The sequence below is a fragment of the Streptosporangium sp. NPDC053982 genome (genome assembly GCF_055585205.1).
This window is the reverse complement of sequence record NZ_JBVJKQ010000005.1, coordinates 213620-230085: the sequence shown is the minus strand read 5'-3', so window position 1 is coordinate 230085 and position 16466 is coordinate 213620. Positions and strand designations below refer to the sequence as shown.

At 73.0% G+C, this 16466-nt stretch carries 17 protein-coding genes; 10 read left to right on the top strand and 7 right to left on the bottom strand.

Going from position 1 to position 16466, the window contains the following annotated elements; genetic code table 11:
- Position 1: 1 nt before the first annotated feature.
- Positions 2 to 562, top strand: a complete 561-nt coding sequence (locus ACZ6W9_RS10685) for a hypothetical protein (RefSeq protein ID WP_470117399.1) — start codon at positions 2 to 4, stop codon at positions 560 to 562.
- Positions 563 to 665: 103 nt separating this feature from the next.
- On the opposite strand, the gene ACZ6W9_RS10680 is transcribed toward ACZ6W9_RS10685, so the two are convergent.
- Positions 666 to 1577 (bottom strand): aldo/keto reductase, encoded by a 912-nt coding sequence (locus tag ACZ6W9_RS10680; protein WP_470117397.1) that lies wholly within the window; start codon positions 1575 to 1577, stop codon positions 666 to 668.
- Positions 1578 to 1726: 149 nt separating this feature from the next.
- Between ACZ6W9_RS10680 and ACZ6W9_RS10675 the strand changes: the two genes are divergently transcribed.
- From ACZ6W9_RS10675 to ACZ6W9_RS10665, 3 genes are all read left to right on the top strand, one after another.
- Complete coding sequence (locus ACZ6W9_RS10675) at positions 1727 to 2071, top strand: hypothetical protein (RefSeq protein WP_470117395.1); 345 nt, start codon at positions 1727 to 1729, stop codon at positions 2069 to 2071.
- 160 nt (positions 2072 to 2231) lie between these two features.
- Positions 2232 to 2921 carry a helix-turn-helix domain-containing protein gene (locus ACZ6W9_RS10670; protein ID WP_389969144.1) on the top strand — a complete coding sequence of 230 codons (690 nt, stop codon included), beginning with the start codon at positions 2232 to 2234 and terminating at the stop codon, positions 2919 to 2921.
- A 116-nt stretch (positions 2922 to 3037) separates the two neighbouring features.
- Entirely contained in the window at positions 3038 to 3928 is an 891-nt protein-coding gene (locus ACZ6W9_RS10665) for a hypothetical protein (protein WP_470117393.1), read from the top strand.
- A 195-nt stretch (positions 3929 to 4123) separates the two neighbouring features.
- Here ACZ6W9_RS10665 and ACZ6W9_RS10660 read toward each other — a convergent pair whose 3' ends face one another.
- The 3 genes from ACZ6W9_RS10660 to ACZ6W9_RS10650 all read right to left on the bottom strand — a co-directional run bounded on the left by ACZ6W9_RS10660 (position 4124) and on the right by ACZ6W9_RS10650 (position 6637).
- Entirely contained in the window at positions 4124 to 4969 is an 846-nt protein-coding gene (locus ACZ6W9_RS10660) for an aldo/keto reductase (RefSeq protein WP_389969148.1), read from the bottom strand.
- 440 nt (positions 4970 to 5409) lie between these two features.
- A complete protein-coding gene (locus ACZ6W9_RS10655; RefSeq protein WP_470117391.1) occupies positions 5410 to 6234 on the bottom strand; it encodes an SDR family oxidoreductase in 825 nt (274 codons plus the stop codon).
- Positions 6235 to 6493: 259 nt separating this feature from the next.
- On the bottom strand, positions 6494 to 6637 hold the full coding sequence (locus ACZ6W9_RS10650) for a hypothetical protein (protein ID WP_470117389.1): 144 nt from the start codon (positions 6635 to 6637) through the stop codon (positions 6494 to 6496).
- Positions 6638 to 6641: 4 nt separating this feature from the next.
- On the opposite strand from ACZ6W9_RS10650, the gene ACZ6W9_RS10645 reads away from it, so the two are divergent.
- The gene (locus tag ACZ6W9_RS10645) at positions 6642 to 6797 is read left to right on the top strand and encodes a hypothetical protein (protein ID WP_470117387.1); all 156 of its coding nucleotides are present in this window, start codon (positions 6642 to 6644) and stop codon (positions 6795 to 6797) included.
- Positions 6798 to 6851: 54 nt separating this feature from the next.
- On the opposite strand, the gene ACZ6W9_RS10640 is transcribed toward ACZ6W9_RS10645, so the two are convergent.
- Positions 6852 to 7259 carry a PPOX class F420-dependent oxidoreductase gene (locus ACZ6W9_RS10640; protein WP_389969153.1) on the bottom strand — a complete coding sequence of 136 codons (408 nt, stop codon included), beginning with the start codon at positions 7257 to 7259 and terminating at the stop codon, positions 6852 to 6854.
- Positions 7260 to 7570: 311 nt separating this feature from the next.
- Here ACZ6W9_RS10640 and ACZ6W9_RS10635 point away from each other — a divergent pair, with 311 nt between their 5' ends.
- On the top strand, positions 7571 to 9868 hold the full coding sequence (locus ACZ6W9_RS10635) for a HelD family protein (protein WP_470117385.1): 2298 nt from the start codon (positions 7571 to 7573) through the stop codon (positions 9866 to 9868).
- A 118-nt stretch (positions 9869 to 9986) separates the two neighbouring features.
- Here ACZ6W9_RS10635 and ACZ6W9_RS10630 read toward each other — a convergent pair whose 3' ends face one another.
- Positions 9987 to 11423, bottom strand: a complete 1437-nt coding sequence (locus ACZ6W9_RS10630) for an MFS transporter (protein ID WP_470117383.1) — start codon at positions 11421 to 11423, stop codon at positions 9987 to 9989.
- Between the two features lie 75 nt (positions 11424 to 11498).
- Here ACZ6W9_RS10630 and ACZ6W9_RS10625 point away from each other — a divergent pair, with 75 nt between their 5' ends.
- On the top strand, positions 11499 to 12068 hold the full coding sequence (locus ACZ6W9_RS10625; protein ID WP_470117381.1) for a TetR/AcrR family transcriptional regulator: 570 nt from the start codon (positions 11499 to 11501) through the stop codon (positions 12066 to 12068).
- A gap of 96 nt (positions 12069 to 12164) precedes the next feature.
- Here ACZ6W9_RS10625 and ACZ6W9_RS10620 read toward each other — a convergent pair whose 3' ends face one another.
- The gene (locus ACZ6W9_RS10620; RefSeq protein WP_470117379.1) at positions 12165 to 12629 is read right to left on the bottom strand and encodes a cupin domain-containing protein; all 465 of its coding nucleotides are present in this window, start codon (positions 12627 to 12629) and stop codon (positions 12165 to 12167) included.
- A 52-nt stretch (positions 12630 to 12681) separates the two neighbouring features.
- Between ACZ6W9_RS10620 and ACZ6W9_RS10615 the strand changes: the two genes are divergently transcribed.
- From ACZ6W9_RS10615 to ACZ6W9_RS10605, 3 genes are all read left to right on the top strand, one after another.
- A complete protein-coding gene (locus tag ACZ6W9_RS10615; RefSeq protein ID WP_389969163.1) occupies positions 12682 to 13668 on the top strand; it encodes a GlxA family transcriptional regulator in 987 nt (328 codons plus the stop codon).
- A gap of 129 nt (positions 13669 to 13797) precedes the next feature.
- The gene (locus tag ACZ6W9_RS10610; RefSeq protein ID WP_389969165.1) at positions 13798 to 14784 is read left to right on the top strand and encodes a helix-turn-helix transcriptional regulator; all 987 of its coding nucleotides are present in this window, start codon (positions 13798 to 13800) and stop codon (positions 14782 to 14784) included.
- 114 nt (positions 14785 to 14898) lie between these two features.
- Entirely contained in the window at positions 14899 to 16257 is a 1359-nt protein-coding gene (locus ACZ6W9_RS10605) for a serine hydrolase domain-containing protein (protein ID WP_389969167.1), read from the top strand.
- Positions 16258 to 16466: the final 209 nt, after the last annotated feature.

The following is a 16466-nucleotide window of genomic DNA, read 5'->3' as shown; positions in this document are numbered from 1 at the left end:
CATGGCCGACCACGACTACGGTTACACGGCGTGGGGCGGGGACTGGGTCCGGTTCGCCGAGTCGTTGCGCCAGACCCGTCCCGATCCCCGGCTGCCGGGCGCGCGGCGCATGGCGCGTGACGGGAAGGTGCAGATCACGTTCGACGACCGGACCGTGCGCGCCGTCGTGCACCGAGGCCGCGGCACCTCGACGGTCACGATCGAGGTCGCGCCGATGTCCCCGGAGGCGACGGCCGAGATCTCCCGCCGGCTGAGCGGCATCCAGCCCCTGCTCACCGACGATCTGTACCGCGCGATCGCCGACGCGGGCCATCCGCCCGCGCCGGTCCTCGACAGCGTCGGCTGCTCCTGCCCGGCCGGCGCCCCGCGGTGCGCCCACGAACTGGCCGTCTACTACGACATGGCGCGGCGCATCGACGACGATCCCCGCATCGCCCTCGACGTGCAGGGCTTCTTCCGCGCTTCGGCGGGCGGCGGCCGAGCGCCCGCCGAAGCGACGGCGCAGCGCTGGATCGCGCTCAACTCCCTTGATCCGGCCGCCTACTTCACCGCGGCCGGGTGACACGACCGGCCTGACGGGCCCCGCACTCGTCCGGCGTGAGGACCCCGGCGGGGCCCGGCGGAGGCCCCGCCGGGCCCCGCCGGGGTCCTCACGCGGATCCGTCCTACTCGCCGCCGACGGCCGAGAGGGCCGTCATCTCCTCCGCGGAGAGCCGCAGCGCGCCGGCGGCCACATTGGCGGCCAGGTGGCCGGGGTCACCGGTTCCCGGGATGGCCAGCACATGCGGCCCCTGCTGGAGGGTCCACGCCAGCCGTACCTGCGCGGGCGTCGCGTCGTGCGCGCGCGCCACGGCGAGCACCGTCTCGTCGTCGGTCCCGATCGCGCCCGCCTCGCGGCCGGCGCCGGCGATCGCGAAGAACGGCACGAAGGCGATGCCCTGAGCGCCGCAGGCCCGCAGGAACTCCCGCTCGGCGGCCGGCGCGCCGAGACCGTAGGAGTTCTGCACGCACACCACCGGCGCGATGGCCTGGGCCTCGGCCAGATGGCCGGGCGTGACGTTGGACACGCCCAGGTGCCGGATGAGCCCGGCGTCGCGCAGTTCGGCCAGCGCGCCGAAGTGCTCGGCGATCGAGCCGGTCCTGTTGTTCGGCGGGACGCGGAGGTTCACCACGTCCAGGTGGTCGCGCCCCAGCTGGCGCAGGTTCTCCTCCACCTGGCCGCGCAGCTGCCGCGGAGTGGCCCACCACCACTCCCCCGAGGAGTCCCGGCCCGGCCAGACCTTGGTGGTGATGACCAGGTCGTCCGGGTACGGGGCCAGAGCCCGGTTGATCAGCTCGTTGGCCGAGCGCAGCGAGGAGAAGTAGAACGCGGCGGTGTCGATGTGGTTCACCCCCAGCTCGACCGCGCGCCGCAGCACGGTGATCGACCGCTCCCGGTCGCTCGGCACGCCCAGGTCGAAGGCGGCGCTGCCGGTCAGGCGCATCGCGCCGAGCCCGACGCGGTTGACCGTGAGGTCACCGAGCTTCCAGGTGCCCGCGGCCGCCGCGGTGACGGTGGGCGCGTACGAATTCGACATGAGTCTCCTTGGTGAGGACGGTGGACGGCGGGGCCCTGCGTCCGGGCCGTCGGCCAGGCGCGGCGGCCGGCCGTAGCGGGGACGTGACCGCCCCCGGGCACGCAAAAGAGCCTCCTCGGTGGACCGGGGTCCGTACCGGGGAGGCTCAGATGTCAACGGAGATCATATCGCAGGTCCGGGCCCGTTCCGGGCTGTCCGGCAACGAGCCGGAACTGGAGGACCCGTTCGGCCGCCACGTCATCACGACCTTCGTGAAGGGCCCCGAAATCGGCCCGTACGAGGCCGCTCGGCACATCCCCGGAGTGCGCGGACATGAGTTTTCGTACACGGCGAACCGGCACTTCTCGATTGTTCCGCTCCGGGAGGAGGACCCGACCGCAGCGGGCTTCGGGCCGGGTCGCCTGACCGGCCCGACAGCGCACGCCGAGCGTGTCGGGGGAATCGAGCTGGTGTCAGAAATCCTGGCCCCGGATGGCTTGGCCATAGCCAGGTGACGTGTACCGTTCCGTGACGTCATGTCGGGCGGTCGCCATGAGGGTCAGCGGTGCAGCGGACAGCGGTAGCGGGGTCCGGGCCTGCGAACCTCGTATATTCCGAAGTCGTGGGCACTACAGTCGGCCGCAGTTGTGTGCGTGGTGCGGGGGTGGACGATACATGGGGAGCTATGCGACACGACGAGGCGTCCGAACCGGCGCGACGATGTGGCGGGCGCTCTCGGATGGCCCCGAGAAGCGCATCGCCCCCGACGGCGTGATGGATCTGATGTGGTTCCAGGACCGTCTCGTCGTGGCAGGCCCCGACACTCGGACGGTCATCGTGCCGACGCATGCCGGCAAGGTGACCTGGGGTCTCCAACTCGCTCCGGGCGTGGCGTACACACTTCTCGGTGTGCCCGCACACGAACTGACGGAGCGGCGCGTCGAGTTGTCGGAACTCGTCGCGCTCCCCAGGCATGACGGCTGGTCGTTCGAGGACGACGCGATCGACGCGCTCGAACGGGTTTTCATCGCCCTGTGGACGCGGGCGGACCCGGAACGCTTCGTCCTTCGTATGGCGGCCTCTCTCGACCGCGCCGCTCGCGAAGGTCTGAGCGTGCGTGAGACAGCAGAGCTCCACGACCTGTCGGAGCGATCATTGCGTCGGCTCAGCAACCGGCTCTTCGGCTACGGCCCCAAGACGCTCATGCGGATTCACCGTTTCCAGCACGCGCTCCACCTGGCGCGAGCAGGCCTGCCGTTGAGTGATGCCGCGGCGGCAGCCGGCTACGCCGACCAAGCCCACTTCAACAGGGAGAGTAAACGGCTCACCGGCCAGACACCCGCCACGCTCACACGCGTCGCTTAGCTTTTTCACCAGGATGACACTCTCTCAAATGCCCGTCTGTTCTTGCTTCGGGTTCGTTTCCCCGGCTGGCCGTTTCGTCCAAGCCTGACGTAGCCGACGGATGACAGCGTTCTCGTATGAGCATCAACCTGGGTCGCGCGAGAGCGTTCATGGCCTCGCACGCGCGAGTTCTCGATCGGCAGCGCTTCGAGGCCATCACCACCGGCAGCGACGCTGCTCGTCAGGCCGTCATCCACGGACTCGACGCCTACCGAAACCCCGACGGCGGCTACGGGTGGGGACTCGAACCGGACCTTCGTGCACCGGAGAGCCAGCCGGGAGGCGCCCAGCACGCGCTGGAGGCGCTCGCTGACGCCGGCCCCGCGACTTCGCCGCACACCGCGGCCCTCCTCGACTGGCTGGGCTCCGTGGCTCTTCCCGATGGCGGGCTGCCGTTCGCGCTTCCGATCAGCGACCCCTCGGCGTGCGCCCCGTTCTGGGTGCAGGCGGATCCCTCGGAGCCATCGCTGCAGATCACGGCCGCGGTGGCGACGCAGGCGTATCGCGCCGCGCGTTGGGATGAAGCCGTACGAGACCATCCATGGCTGGCAACGGCGACGCGGTACTGCTTCGACGCGATCCGTGGGATCGACGAAGCGCCCTTCGCGTACGTGCTGTCCTTCGCGCTCCAGTTCCTCGACATCGCAGCCGACACCCACCCGGAGGCGCGTGACCTGCTCGACCGCCTCGGACGGTTCGTCCCGAAGAACGGGGCACTCGCCGTGGCCGGCGGGGCCGAGGGCGAGACGCTTCATCCTCTCGACTACGCGCCCGAGCCCGGGCGATCGATCCGCGGCCTGCTCGACCCCGAAGCCGTGTCGGACGACCTCGACCGCCTGGAACTCGGGCAGCGACAGGACGGCGGGTGGGTGGTTGACTTCACCAGCCATTCGACCGCCGCATCACTCGAATGGCGGGGCTATGCGACGGTCGGCGCCGTCACTGTGCTGCGTATGAACGGACGCTGACCCCGGCTCGCTCTGGGCCACAGAGCGCGATTCGGCTCTGTCCTCCAGCGGCGGTCTTCACAAGTAGCTGTCGGTGATCGCCGCTGCGATCTGTGACGCTCGCGTTTCCCGAGGTTCGCCGCAGCAAGCGCCGGATTTGTTGCGGCGCCGCCACCCGGGGCTGACCCGGCCCGCGCGGGGCCGGGCGGGCCGAGGTCAGTCCGGTACGTAGTCGAAGGTGTCCGGGTGCGGTCCGACCCGTCCCCGCTCACCCTTGTCGAGCGCGCTGATCGCTTCGACCTGCTGCGGGGTGAGGGAGAAGTCGAACAGGCCGAAGTTCTCCACCATCCGCTCGCGCCGCGTCGTCTTGGGGAAGACGATGTCGCCACGCTGGATGTGCCAGCGCAGGATGACCTGTGAGGTGGTCCTGCCGTGGGCGGCGGCGATCTCGGTGATCTTCTCGTCCGCGAGGACGGCGCCGCCCTGCCCGAGCGGGCTCCACGCCTCCACGGCGATGCCGTGACGGTGGGAGGCCTCGCGCGCGGCGTCGTTGGCGAAGTAGGGGTGAGCCTCGATCTGGTTCACCGCGGGCACCACCCCCGTCTCGGTGATGATCCGGTCGAGGTGGCCGGGCTGGAAGTTCGACACGCCCGCGGTGCGCAGCCTGCCGTCGGCGACCAGGCCGGTGATGGCCTTCCAGGTCGAGACGTAGTCGCCGTCGTAGAGGGTGGGCAGCGGCCAGTGCATCAGGAACAGGTCGAGCCGCTCCAGGCCGAGCCGGTTCATCGTCTCGTCGAAGGAGCGCCGCACGTCGTCGGGTCGGTGGTTGCCGTTGTTGAGCTTGCTGGTGACGTACAGCTCCTCACGGGGAACGCCGGAGGCCGCGATGGCCGCGCCGACGCCCTCCTCGTTGCCGTACATCTGGGCGGTGTCGATGTGGCGGTAGCCGACCTGCAGGGCCTGGCCGACGATGCCGGCGGTCTCCTCGGGCGGGATGAGATAGGTGCCGAATCCCAGCTGCGGGATCCGTGTCCTGTCATTGAGGGTGATCGTTGGAACCATTCCTTCAACGTACCCACGAAATCCCAGGTGAACGGGCCCCGGCGGTGCCGGCCCATGCTCGGGCGCGTACGGCGGGCGAGGCCGTGCGGGCCGGGGGGTTTCGCCCCGGCCCCGTCATCCTCAGAACCTCCTGCTACATCCGGGAGAAATCCTCGAAGGGCATGCCTCGGCTCGCGAACGCGGCCGGCACGGCGGACGGCCCAAGGTGTTCGACGACGACATGGCGGCCTACGCCCCGAACGCTCCGCGCCCGGGGCGTGCCGGTGCCCGAGGTCGCCCGCAAGCCGGTCATCCCCGAAGGCAAGGACAAGGGGCGCCACCCCTCAGTGACCGGCGTCCACCGGGTCGCGGGCCGGAGACCCGCCGGGTTTCCGGCACTGGCCGTCCGAGCCGATCAGGGGACACACCGCTTCGAAAGCCCGGCCGTGTGTCAGCGGTCCTCAGCGCCAGTGAAGATCTCCGATCGTCGCGGCTTCCGCGCCTCCGTCGGCGAAGATGACCTGACCGGTGACGAAGCGGTTGTCCGTGCCGCCGAGCCAGCAGATGAGTTCGGCGATCCACTCGGGCCGTCCTGGAAATCCGCCGAAGGGTTGGGGCGAGGCGCTCTCGACGGCGGTGCGTACGTCTTCGCTCGCGAAGATCCACGAGGCTGCGGGGGTGTCGACGATGCCGGGTGCGACGACGTTGAGGGCGATGCCGGCTCCGGCCCATTCGGGGGTCGGGGCGACTCTGCGGGCCCATCGATTCAGCGCCCGCTTGGCGACGCCGTACGCACCCGCGGCACCGGCCAGGGACGGATCCGCGTTGATGTAGGCGACGGCGGCGGCTTCGTCGCCGTCGAGGCATGCCTGCAGCACACGCTCGTTCGCGGGGGCGAGAGAGGAGGTCGACGACACGGCCACGGCGCGGGGCGCCTCGCTCTGCGCCAGCAGCGGCCGCAGCCCTTCAAGGGTCGCGACGGTGCCGAAGTAGTTGGTCTCGAGGAGACCGGTCTTGCCGCCTCCCGCGATGGCGAGCACCGCGTCGATGGGCCCGTATTCGGTCACCTGGTCGACCAGCGACCGTCGTCCGTCAGGGGTGGACAGATCGGCCTGGATGTCGGCGTCGCCGAGGTCGCAGCCGATGACCTTGGCGCCGCGTTCGCGGAGCAGCGCCGCGGTGGCGGCGCCGATGCCGGATGCCGAGCCGGTGACGACGTATGTCCGCCCGGCGATTACTGGCGACTCACCAGGACCGGCACCACGGCCGGCGAGTTTGTTATCCATTTGGATAACAATATTCGCATGGATAACGTATGCCAAGGCCCACCACGTAGCGATCCATACGTAACCATCAGTTATATTTCCCCGTATCGCAGTACCTGAGTGGAGGGCCTCCAGCGCCATGCCGCCCGTTTGCGCCTCGTGCCGCGCTCGCCAAGACGCCCAACGTCCCGATGCCGGCCGTTCACCGGCCGGGCACGCTCTGGATCGAGCTGCCCACTCTGCCGCGAGATGACGCTCACTCCTGCGGCCGCCCGCCGGTTCAACCGCCGGCGGGGCAGGGCACGCCCTTCATCGCCCGCAACTCGCCGAGCAGATCGCGGATGATCGCCGATCCGGCCGGCTCCGGCGTGGTCACATACCCCACGCGGCGCTGCGGCGCACCATCGCTGAGCCCGGCCGTCACGACCTTGGCGGGCGCACCGACCGTGGACAGCCTGGGCACGATCGCCGCCGGGGTGCTCCACCCCGGCCGGCCCGCGGTGTACGACCTGGCCGACGGCCCGAAGGCGCTGGCCGAACCGGAGAGCCGGGCGACCGTCGGCAAGCTGGCGCTGCGCCCCTGAGAACCCCGTCCCGCCTCGCCTTCCCTCACGCTCGGCCTCGGCCCTGCGGGCCCGTCACGTCGCGTTGCCCAGAACGCGTCCCGGCGTGATCCGGATCACCACCCGCACGTTCTCCGGGGGAAGCCGGAGGTACTCCTCCCCGGCGCCGGCGCCCTCGTACTTCTCCGCCAGCCTCACCGCCAGCCGCCTTCCCTCGTCCTCGGCGACCGTCGCGAGCCCGCGGATCTCGACGTACCTCTCGGGATCCGAAAGGTCGAACACGCTGAGGCTGGCGCGCGGATCCCGTTCCAGGTTCAGGACCTTGCGCCTTCCGGCCTGGGAGGAGATCACCACGTCGTCACCGTCGGTGCCGACCCAGACGACCGAGGTCTGCGGGCCGCCGTCGGGGTTGAGGGTGGCGAGGACGCCGATGTTGGGGGCGTCGAGGATCCGCCGTACGGAGTCGCTGAGGGTAACGTCCATGATCGAAAGCTTACGGGCCCCGGAATGTTCGTCCACCTGAGCGCCGGACCCAGCGGTCGCCCATCGTGGTGACAAGGGCGTCGATCAGGTGCCGCCGGTCCCGGTGACGTCCGTGGTGCGGTGGCCGAGGACCCGTCGGCGCCCGGCGCAGCGGGCCTGTCAGCGGCTCGTCAAGGACACGTCGGGGAGCAGGCGACCCAGAGGGCGGCAGAAAAAGAAGGACAGAGGATGACACGGGAGAACGAGAGCGTTATGCTCGATCCTTCTCCTCGGAAAAGATTAGAATCCCTCAGTAGGAGTTTATCAGAGAGATGGAACTCCGTCAACACGAATCCGCTCTCGCCGCCGCGCTGCGCGTCGAGCAAGCCCACGTCACCCGGACCTACGAGCGGCTGGACGCCGTCCGGCGGCACACCCGCGCCGCGCTGGAGGAGGCCTACGGGCGCGAGACCGGCGGCCTGCACCAGGCCCGCTACGAACGCGAGGTCAGCGCGGACGAGCACGCCCGCCGCCTGGCCCGCCTGGAGGCGGTCGAGCGCGGCCTGTGCTTCGGCCGGATCGACGACACCGACGGCGACACCCGCTACATCGGCCGCGCCGGGCTGCGCGACGCCGACGGCGAGATCATCCTGACCGACTGGCGGGCTCCGGCCGCCCGCCCCTTCTACACCGCCACCCCTGGCGATCCCGGCGCGCTCGTGCGCCGCCGTCACCTGCACACCCGCGACCGCGTCGTGGTCGGTCTCGACGACGAGGTGTTCGACCTGGAACACCTCGGCGAGGGCGAGCGCCGTACGCTCGTCGGCGAGGCGGCGCTGCTGGCGGCCCTGCGGCGCGGCCGTACCGGGCGGATGGGCGAGGTGGTCGCCACCATCCAGCGCGAGCAGGACCGGGTGATCCGCTCCGGCCTGGCGGGGGCGCTGGTGGTGCAGGGCGGGCCCGGGACCGGCAAGACCGTCGCCGCCCTGCACCGGGCGGCCTTCCTGCTCTACACCCACCGCGACGTGCTGGAACGGCGCGGCATCCTCATCGTGGGTCCCAACGCCGTCTTCTCCCGTTACATCGGCCAGGTGCTGCCGTCGCTGGGTGAGACCGACGTGGTGCTGTCGTCGGTCGGGCAGCTGTACCCGGGCGTGCACGCCGTCGCCGCCGACCCCCCGGCGGCCGCCGCGCTCAAGGGCGGCCCGGGCATGGCAGAGGTGCTCGCCGCGGCGCTGCGCGACCGCCGGCGCGTCCCCGAAGGCGACCTGGAGGTGGACGTCCCGGTGCGCACCTCGCTGCGCGACGGCGTGGAGGTGGTCGTGCAGTGGATGACGCTGCGGGCCGGCCATGACGTCTGCGTGCGCGCCCGCGACCGGGCCGCCCGCGCCCGCCTGCCGCACAACGCCGCCCGCAAGCTGTTCGTGATGGACATGCTCAGGGCGCTGGCCCTGGACGAGGCCCGGCGGCTGGACGCCCCGGAGGACGAGGAGGATCTGCGTCACGCCCGCCGGGCGCTGTGGGCCCAGGAGCCGGTCCGCCGGGCGCTGGACGCGCTGTGGCCGCCGCTGACCCCCGAGGAGCTGGTCGCCGGCCTGCTGTCCGACCCGGCCGCGCTGGAGTCGGCCGCGCCCGGCCTGACCCCGGCCGAGCGCGCCGCGCTGCTGCGGCCGTACGGCGCGCCGTGGACGACGGACGACGTCCCGTTGCTGGACGAGGCGGCCGAGCTGCTGGGCGAGGACGTCGGCGACGCCGAGGCGGCCGGGACGTTCTCCCGCGCCGAGCGCGAGCGGGCCGAACGCGAGGACGACGAGCGGTACGCGCTGGGCGTGCTGGAGTACACCGGCCTGTTCGAGGACGGCATGATGGAGGCCGCCGCGCTGGCCGGCCGCCACCGCGCGCCGGGACCGGAGACCACCACCGCCGAGCGGGCCGCCGCCGACCGCCGCTGGGCCTACGGTCACGTCATCGTGGACGAGGCGCAGGAGCTGTCGGCGATGGCCTGGCGCACCGTGATGCGCCGCGTCCCGGCCCGCTCGCTGACCATCGTGGGCGACCTCGCCCAGACCGGCTCACCGGCCGGGGCCCGCTCGTGGGGCGAGATGCTCGACCCCTACCTCCGGGGCCGCCTGCGCACCGAGCGGCTGCGGGTCAACTACCGCACCCCGGCGGAGATCATGGAGGTGGCCGCCGACGTCCTCTCGGCGGTCTCCCCCGGCGCCGAGCCGCCGGAGTCGGTGCGCGACGGCGGCGCTCCCCCGCGCGCCGTACGCCTCGACCCCGGTCTTCCCGCCGGTCGCGCCGCCCTGACCGCCCTGGTGCGTGAGGAACTCGCCGCGATCGGTGAGGGCCGCCTGGCCGTCATCGTCCCCGACGACCGCCAGGAGGCCCTCGCCGGGCTCTTCCCCCGCGAGGGCGACGTCCTGGACTCCCCCGTCGCGGTCCTGACCGTCACCGCCGCCAAGGGGCTGGAGTTCGACGCCGTGGTGGTCGTCGAGCCCGGTGAGATCCTCACCCGGTCCCCGACGGGCGGCAACGACCTGTACGTGGCGATCACCCGGGCGACCCGGCGCCTGGCCGTCACCTGCCGCGGCGAGCTGCCGCCGATGCTGTCGCGCCTGCGCCGCTGACGCCCGCCCTCGCCCCCGCCCCCGTCTCCGCCGCCGGTTTCCGCCGGGGAAAGGAATGCCGCCCCATGGCGCTGCGGGACCGGGGCGGAGCCGGCCCGGCGGGCCTACGCCGAGCGGTTCAGGACGTGAGCCGGCCGGCAGGAGTCGTCTGCGGCGGCTCGCCGACCGCTCGGCCTCCTGAACGTCCGGCCCGGACGTCCCCCGGCGTCCGGGCCGGGGTCAGCCACAGGCCGGTGAACACGGCGCAGGCCAGCGTCACGGCTCCCGCCGTGAGGAAGGTGCTGTCGAGGCCGGATTCGAAGGAGGCGCCGCCGGACTCCCGCGTGTGGACGATCGCCCCGAGCACCGCCACGCCGAGCACCGCGCCGATCTGCCGGGTGGTGCTGCTGACGCCCGAGGCGAGGCCGCCCTCCTGCGGGCTGACCGCCTGGACGGAGGCCCCGGTCAGCGGCGACATGGTGAGAGCGAACCCGATGCCGACGACCGCCAGCCGCCACCACACGTTTCCGTAGCCGGTATCGGCGTGGACGAAGCCCAGCGCCAGCAGTCCCAGCCCGGCCAGCGCCAGGCCGGCGGTGACGACGACGCGGAAGCCGTACCTGGCCGCGAGCCGGCCCGCGTACGGGCTGGCGATCACCATGGCCAGCGAGGTGGGCAGGGTACGCAGCCCGGCGACCAGGATCGAGGTGCCCTGGACGTGGACGAAGAACTGGGAGAAGAAGAACGACGACCCCATCAGGGCGAACCCGACCACGACCATCGCCGTGTTGGACACCGTGAACAGCCGCTGACGGAACAGCCGCAGCGGCAGCATCGGCGTCGGCACACGACTCTCGACCACGACGAACGCGGCCAGGAGCACCAGCCCGGCGGCGAAGCCGCCCAGGATCACCGGCGAGGTCCACCCTCGGGAACCGCCCTCGATCAGGCCGTAGGTCACGGCGCCCACGCCCGCGGCGGACAGGACCGTGCCGGGGACGTCGATCGGAGGCGCGCCCGGGTTGCGGGACTCCCCCAGCACGCGCAGCCCGGCCAGCAGCAGGACCGCCCCGATGGGCACGTTGACCAGGAAGATGGCGGGCCAGCCGAAGGCCTCCACCAGGATCCCGCCCGCCAGCGGTCCGGCGGCCAGGCCGATGCCGCTGAACCCGGCCCACGACCCGATCGCTCTGACGCGCTCCTTCGGGGCGGGATACGCGGCGGTGAGCAGCGCCAGTGAGGCGGGGCTCAGCGCCGCGGCCCCGACGCCCTGCAGCACCCGTCCGGCGATCAGCCAGCCGATCGAGGGCGCGAGCGAGCACACCACCGACGCGGCCGTGAACACCACCACCCCGGTCAGGAACACCCGCCTGCGGCCGAACCGGTCGGCGAAGACGCCGCCCGACAGCAGCAGCATGGCCACCAGCAGCACGTAGGCGTCGACGATCCACTGCAGGCCGGTCAGCCCGGTGTGGAGCCGCTGCTGCATGTCGGGCAGGGCGGCGCCGACGATCGTGTTGTCGAGCAGCACCATGAACTGACCCGCGCAGGTCAGGGTGAGTAGAGCTTTCCGCACATCTCTCCTAAAAGCAGTCATTGGCTGCGTTAGCAGAGACTCTAACGCAAGTCTGGACTGCGTTAGGGTGAGGGTATGGATGAGCAGGGGCGGGGCAGACGGCCCGGCGGGCGCAGTGCCCGGGTCCGCGCGGCGGTGCACCAGGCCGTCACCGAACTGGTCGGCGAGCGCGGCTACGGAAACTTCACCGTCGGCGACATCGCGGCCCGCGCGGGCGTGGCCGACACCAGCCTCTACCGCCGGTGGGGCAACCTCCAGGCCCTGCTCGGCGATGTGCTGCTGACCCGGCTCAACGCGCGGTCACCGATGCCTGACACCGGCAGCCTGGCCGGCGACCTGCGCACCTACGCCGCCGCCGTGGCCCGCGAGGTCACCGGACCCGACGGCCTGGCGGTGGTGCGGCTGACCATCGCGCTGTCAGGCGAGGGTCAGCCGGGCCTTCAGGTGCGCGACGACCTCCTGGCCGACCGCACCAGGCAGTTGCAGGCCATGCTCGACCGCGCCCGCGACCGTGGCGAGGACCCGCCCGCCGCGCTGGAGGTGCTGGACCACCTCCTGGCGCCGATCTACATGCGCGTCCTGTTCGGCCTGGGTCCCCTCACCCCTGACTACCTCGACGGGTTGGTCGGCCGGTTGCTCGCCTGATCCGGTCCGTCGCGCTGTGGAACGACAGCCGCCGCCCGCCGCCCGCAGCCCGCAGCCGGCGGGCTGCGCGCCCAGGGCGTCCGGAACGGCGCGGCGTCAGCCGAGAGCGTGACCGGTGGTGGCGTCGACGTGGGCGGGAACCTCCTCGTGCCGGTCCCCGACGCTTGAGGTGCCCGACGGCTCGAACATCAGGATCGAGGCGCCGCCGTCGGAGGACGGCCGGTGCTCGACGCCGCGCGGGACGACGAACACCGAGCCCCTGGGCAGGACCACGACGCGCTCGCCGCCCACCCCTGAGCCGCCCACCCCTGAGCCGTCCGAACCGGGACCGTCCGAGCCGGAGCCCTCCGGGGCGGGCCCGCCGTCGCGCAGGGCGATGCGCAGCTCCCCCGCGAGGACCAGGAAGAACTCGTCGGTGTCGTCGTGGGCGTGCCAGACGTGCTCACCGGCCACCTTGGCCACCCGCACGTCGTAGTCGTTGACCCGGGTGACGATCCGGGGGCTCCACAGACGGTCGAAGGAGGCCAGCGCGGCCCCCAGGTCGATGGGTTCACGTGTCATGCGGCCATCGTGGCCGGTGGCGACCCGCGACGGCGAGTGCTAGGAATCGCATATGCCGCATGAATCCTCGCACGGCCCGGCCGGACGGCCGCACCGGGTGGTCATGATCGTCGATGCTGGGTCCAACCCGTTCGAGATGGGCGTGGCCACCGAACTGTTCGGGCTGCGCCGGCCGGAGCTGGAGCGGCTCTGGTACGACTTCACCCTGTGCGCCGCGACGCCGGCCGTGCCGATGCACAACGGGTTCTTCACGCTGTCGGAGATCCCCGGGCTCGCCGCCGCCGACGGCGCCGACACCCTGATCGTGCCCAACCGGCCCGACCCGCTGGCCGGGCAGGACCCGGCGGTGCTGGAGACCGTACGGCGGGCCGCGGCGCGCGGCGCCCGCCTGGTGAGCTTCTGCACCGGCGCCTTCACCCTGGCCGCCGCCGGCGTGCTCGACGGGCGGCGGGCCACCACGCACTGGCGCTGGGCCGGGGAGTTCGCCGCCCGCCATCCCGCCGTCCGCCTGGAACCGGAGGTGCTGTTCGTCGACGACGGCGACGTGCTGACCGCGGCCGGCAGCGCCGCCGCGCTCGACCTCGGCCTGCACCTGATCCGCCGCGACCACGGCGCGGAGGTGGCCAACGCGGTGAGCCGGCGACTGGTCTTCGCCGCCCACCGCGACGGCGGCCAGCGGCAGTTCGTCGAACGGCCCGTGCCCGCCGTACCGGACGCCTCCCTGGCTCCGGTGCTGGCCTGGGCACGGCGGCACCTGGACCGGCCGCTGACCGTGACCGATCTGGCCGGGCGCGCCGCGGTCAGCCCGGCCACCCTGCACCGGCGGTTCCAGGCCGAGCTCGGCACCACTCCCCTGGCCTGGCTCACCGCCGAGCGCGTCACGCTGGCGTGCCGGCTGATCGAACGCGGCGAGCAGCGGATGGAGGCGGTGGCGCGGGACAGCGGCCTGGGGACGGCGGCGAACCTGCGGGCCCAGCTGCGGCGGCGCACCGGACTGACCCCCACCGCCTACCGCAGGCGGTTCCGGCTGACCTCCTGAGCCGGAGCGGCGGGAACCGCCGCCCCACCACGGGATCGGCACCACCGGTCGCGGACCTCCCCGGCCGGGGAAGACGGCCGCGGGAGAAGCGGACAGGTCGTGTCCTCTTCGTCCGGCAGGATGGATGATGTGCCGAAGACCTCAGCGCGGCTGCTGGCGCTGCTCTCACTGCTCCAGACCCGCAGGGACTGGCCGGGAGGGCTGCTGGCCGAGCGGCTGGACGTCAGCCCCCGCACCGTACGCCGTGACGTCGACCGCCTGCGCGAGCTCGGCTACCCCATCACGACCTTCCGGGGGCCCGACGGCGGGTACCGGCTCGACGCCGGCGCAGAGCTGCCCCCGATGCTGTTCGATGACGAGCAGGCCGTCGCCCTGGCCATCGCCCTCCGGCTCGCCGCCACCGGCGGCGCCGGCGCCGGCGCCGGCATCGAGGAGGGTGCGGCACGCGCCCTGCACACCGTCCGCCGGCTCATGCCCGCACGGCTGCGCCACCGCGTCGACGCCCTCCGGGTCACCGCCGCCGAGCGGCCGGAGCCCCGGCCGGAACCGCAGGCCGGCGGCGACGTGCTCATGGCGCTCGGCGCCGCCGTCCACGCCCGCGAGGAGCTGCGCTTCGACTACGCCTCAGGAGCGGGCGACGACGGCGGCCCGCCGGCGCCGCCGCGGCGGACGCAGCCCCATCACCTCGTCACCCGGGGCGGGCGCTGGTACCTCGTCGCCTGGGACCTCGACCGCGAGGACTGGCGCATCTTCCGCGTCGACCGGATCACCCCGCGCACCCCTGCCGGGCCCCGCTTCACGCCCCGCGAGCCGCCCGGGGGCACGGTGTCCGCCTTCGTGACCGCCAGGTTCAGGGGTTCGGACGACGTCTCCGCCGACTGGCCGTGCCGCGGTGAGGTGATCCTCGATCTGCCCGCCGCCGCCGTGTCCCGCCATATCCGGGACGGAGTCGTCGAGGAGCTCGGCCCCGGCCGCTGCCGTCTCGTCCTGGGGTCGTGGTCGTGGATCGCCCTGGCCTCCGCCATCGGCAGGTTCGACGCCGACGTCGAGGTCGTCGGCCCGGCCGAGCTCAGGGACGCCTTCGCCCGCCTGGCCCGGCGCTTCGCCGAAGCGTGACATCCGGGAAACGCCGTCACCCGCCGCGTCCCGGCCTGGAGATCCCGGCCGCTCAGGCGGGCGCGCATGGCCTAGCCTGGGACCTCATCAGTGTCAGGACGTGGAAGGGAGCAGATGGTGGCACCGGTTCTGGAGGGTACGGCCCGCGCCCTGCTGCACAGGATCGCGCAGGAGCAGGCCGACTCGCGGCTGCCGTCTCTGGCGGCCGCCGTGGTGCGCGACGGGAGGCCGGCCTGGTTCGGCTTCCGCGGCCGGGTGGACGGCGCCGCGCCCACAGAGGCCACCCAGTACCGCATCGGCTCCATCACCAAGAGCATGGTCGCCGTCGTCGTCATGCGGTTGCGTGACGAGGGCCGGATCGCCCTGCTCGACCCGATCGGCAAGCACGTCCCCGGCACGCCGGTGGGCGAGGTGAGCATCGCCCAGCTGCTGTCGCACACCGCGGGGCTGACCGCCGAGCCACCGGGTCAGTGGTGGGAGCGCACCCCGGGAATGCCGGTGGAGGAGCTGCTGGCCGTGCTCGGCCCGGAGACCGCCCGGCACCGTCCCGGCCGCCGCTTCCACTACTCCAACCTCGGCTTCGCCCTGCTGGGCGAGATGGTCGCCCGTCACCGGGGGACGGACTGGGCGCGGGCCGTGCGGGAGGAGGTGCTGGAGCCGCTGGGCATGCGCGACACCACACCCCGGCCCCGCGCCCCGCACGCGACCGGCTTCGCCGTCCACCCGTGGGCCGACGTGCTGCTGCCCGAGCCCGAGCACGACGCGGGGGCCCTGGCCCCGGCCGGGCAGATGTGGTCCTCCCCCGCCGACCTCGCCCGGTGGGCGGCGTTCCTGGCCGGCGACACCGGTGACGTGCTGAGCGCCGACACCCTGGCCGAGATGCGCGAGCCGGCGACCGTCGACGACGGTGACGCCTGGACCGGCGGCTTCGGCCTGGGCCTGCAGCTGGCCCGCGCGGGCGGCCGCCGCCTGGCCGGTCACGGCGGCTCCATGCCGGGCTTCCTGGCCTCGGTGTGGGCCGATCCCGGTGACGCGACCGGTGTGCTGTTCCTGACCAACGCCACCTCCGGGGCCAGCCGGGCCCTGACGACGGACCTGCTGGCCATCCTCGACGAGCACGAGCCGCGCCTGCCCGCCGAGTGGGAGCCGGCGGCCGCCGATCCCGCCCTGCTGGAGCTGACCGGTCCGTGGTACTGGGGGCCGGCCGCCTACGCGCTGCGCCTGCTGGGCGGACGGGACCTGTCGCTGTCGCCGGTCGGCGGCCCCGGCCGGGCCTCGCGGTTCACCGCCCGCGCCGACGGCACCTGGATCGGCCTGGACGGCTACTACGCCGGGGAGACGCTGCGGCTGGTGCGCCGCGCGGACGGCACGGTCAGCCACCTCGATCTGAACACCTTCGTCTTCACCCGCACCCCCTACGACCCGGCTGCCGGGGTGCCGGGCGGGGTGGACGAGGGCGGCTGGCGCGCCTGACACCCGGGCGGGCCCTCGCCCGCCGGAGTCGTCACCGCCACGGGCGACCGGCGCGCCGGGCCGCGGCCGGGGCCGGACCGGTCACGCCCCGCGGCGATCGCGACCCGGGGCCGTGCTCCGCCACGGGGCAGCCTTCCGAGGACGGTGACGTCCTCGGAAGGCCGCCCCGTCCCGCGCCGAGCCGCGGGAGAGGTGAAACCTCGTGTGCC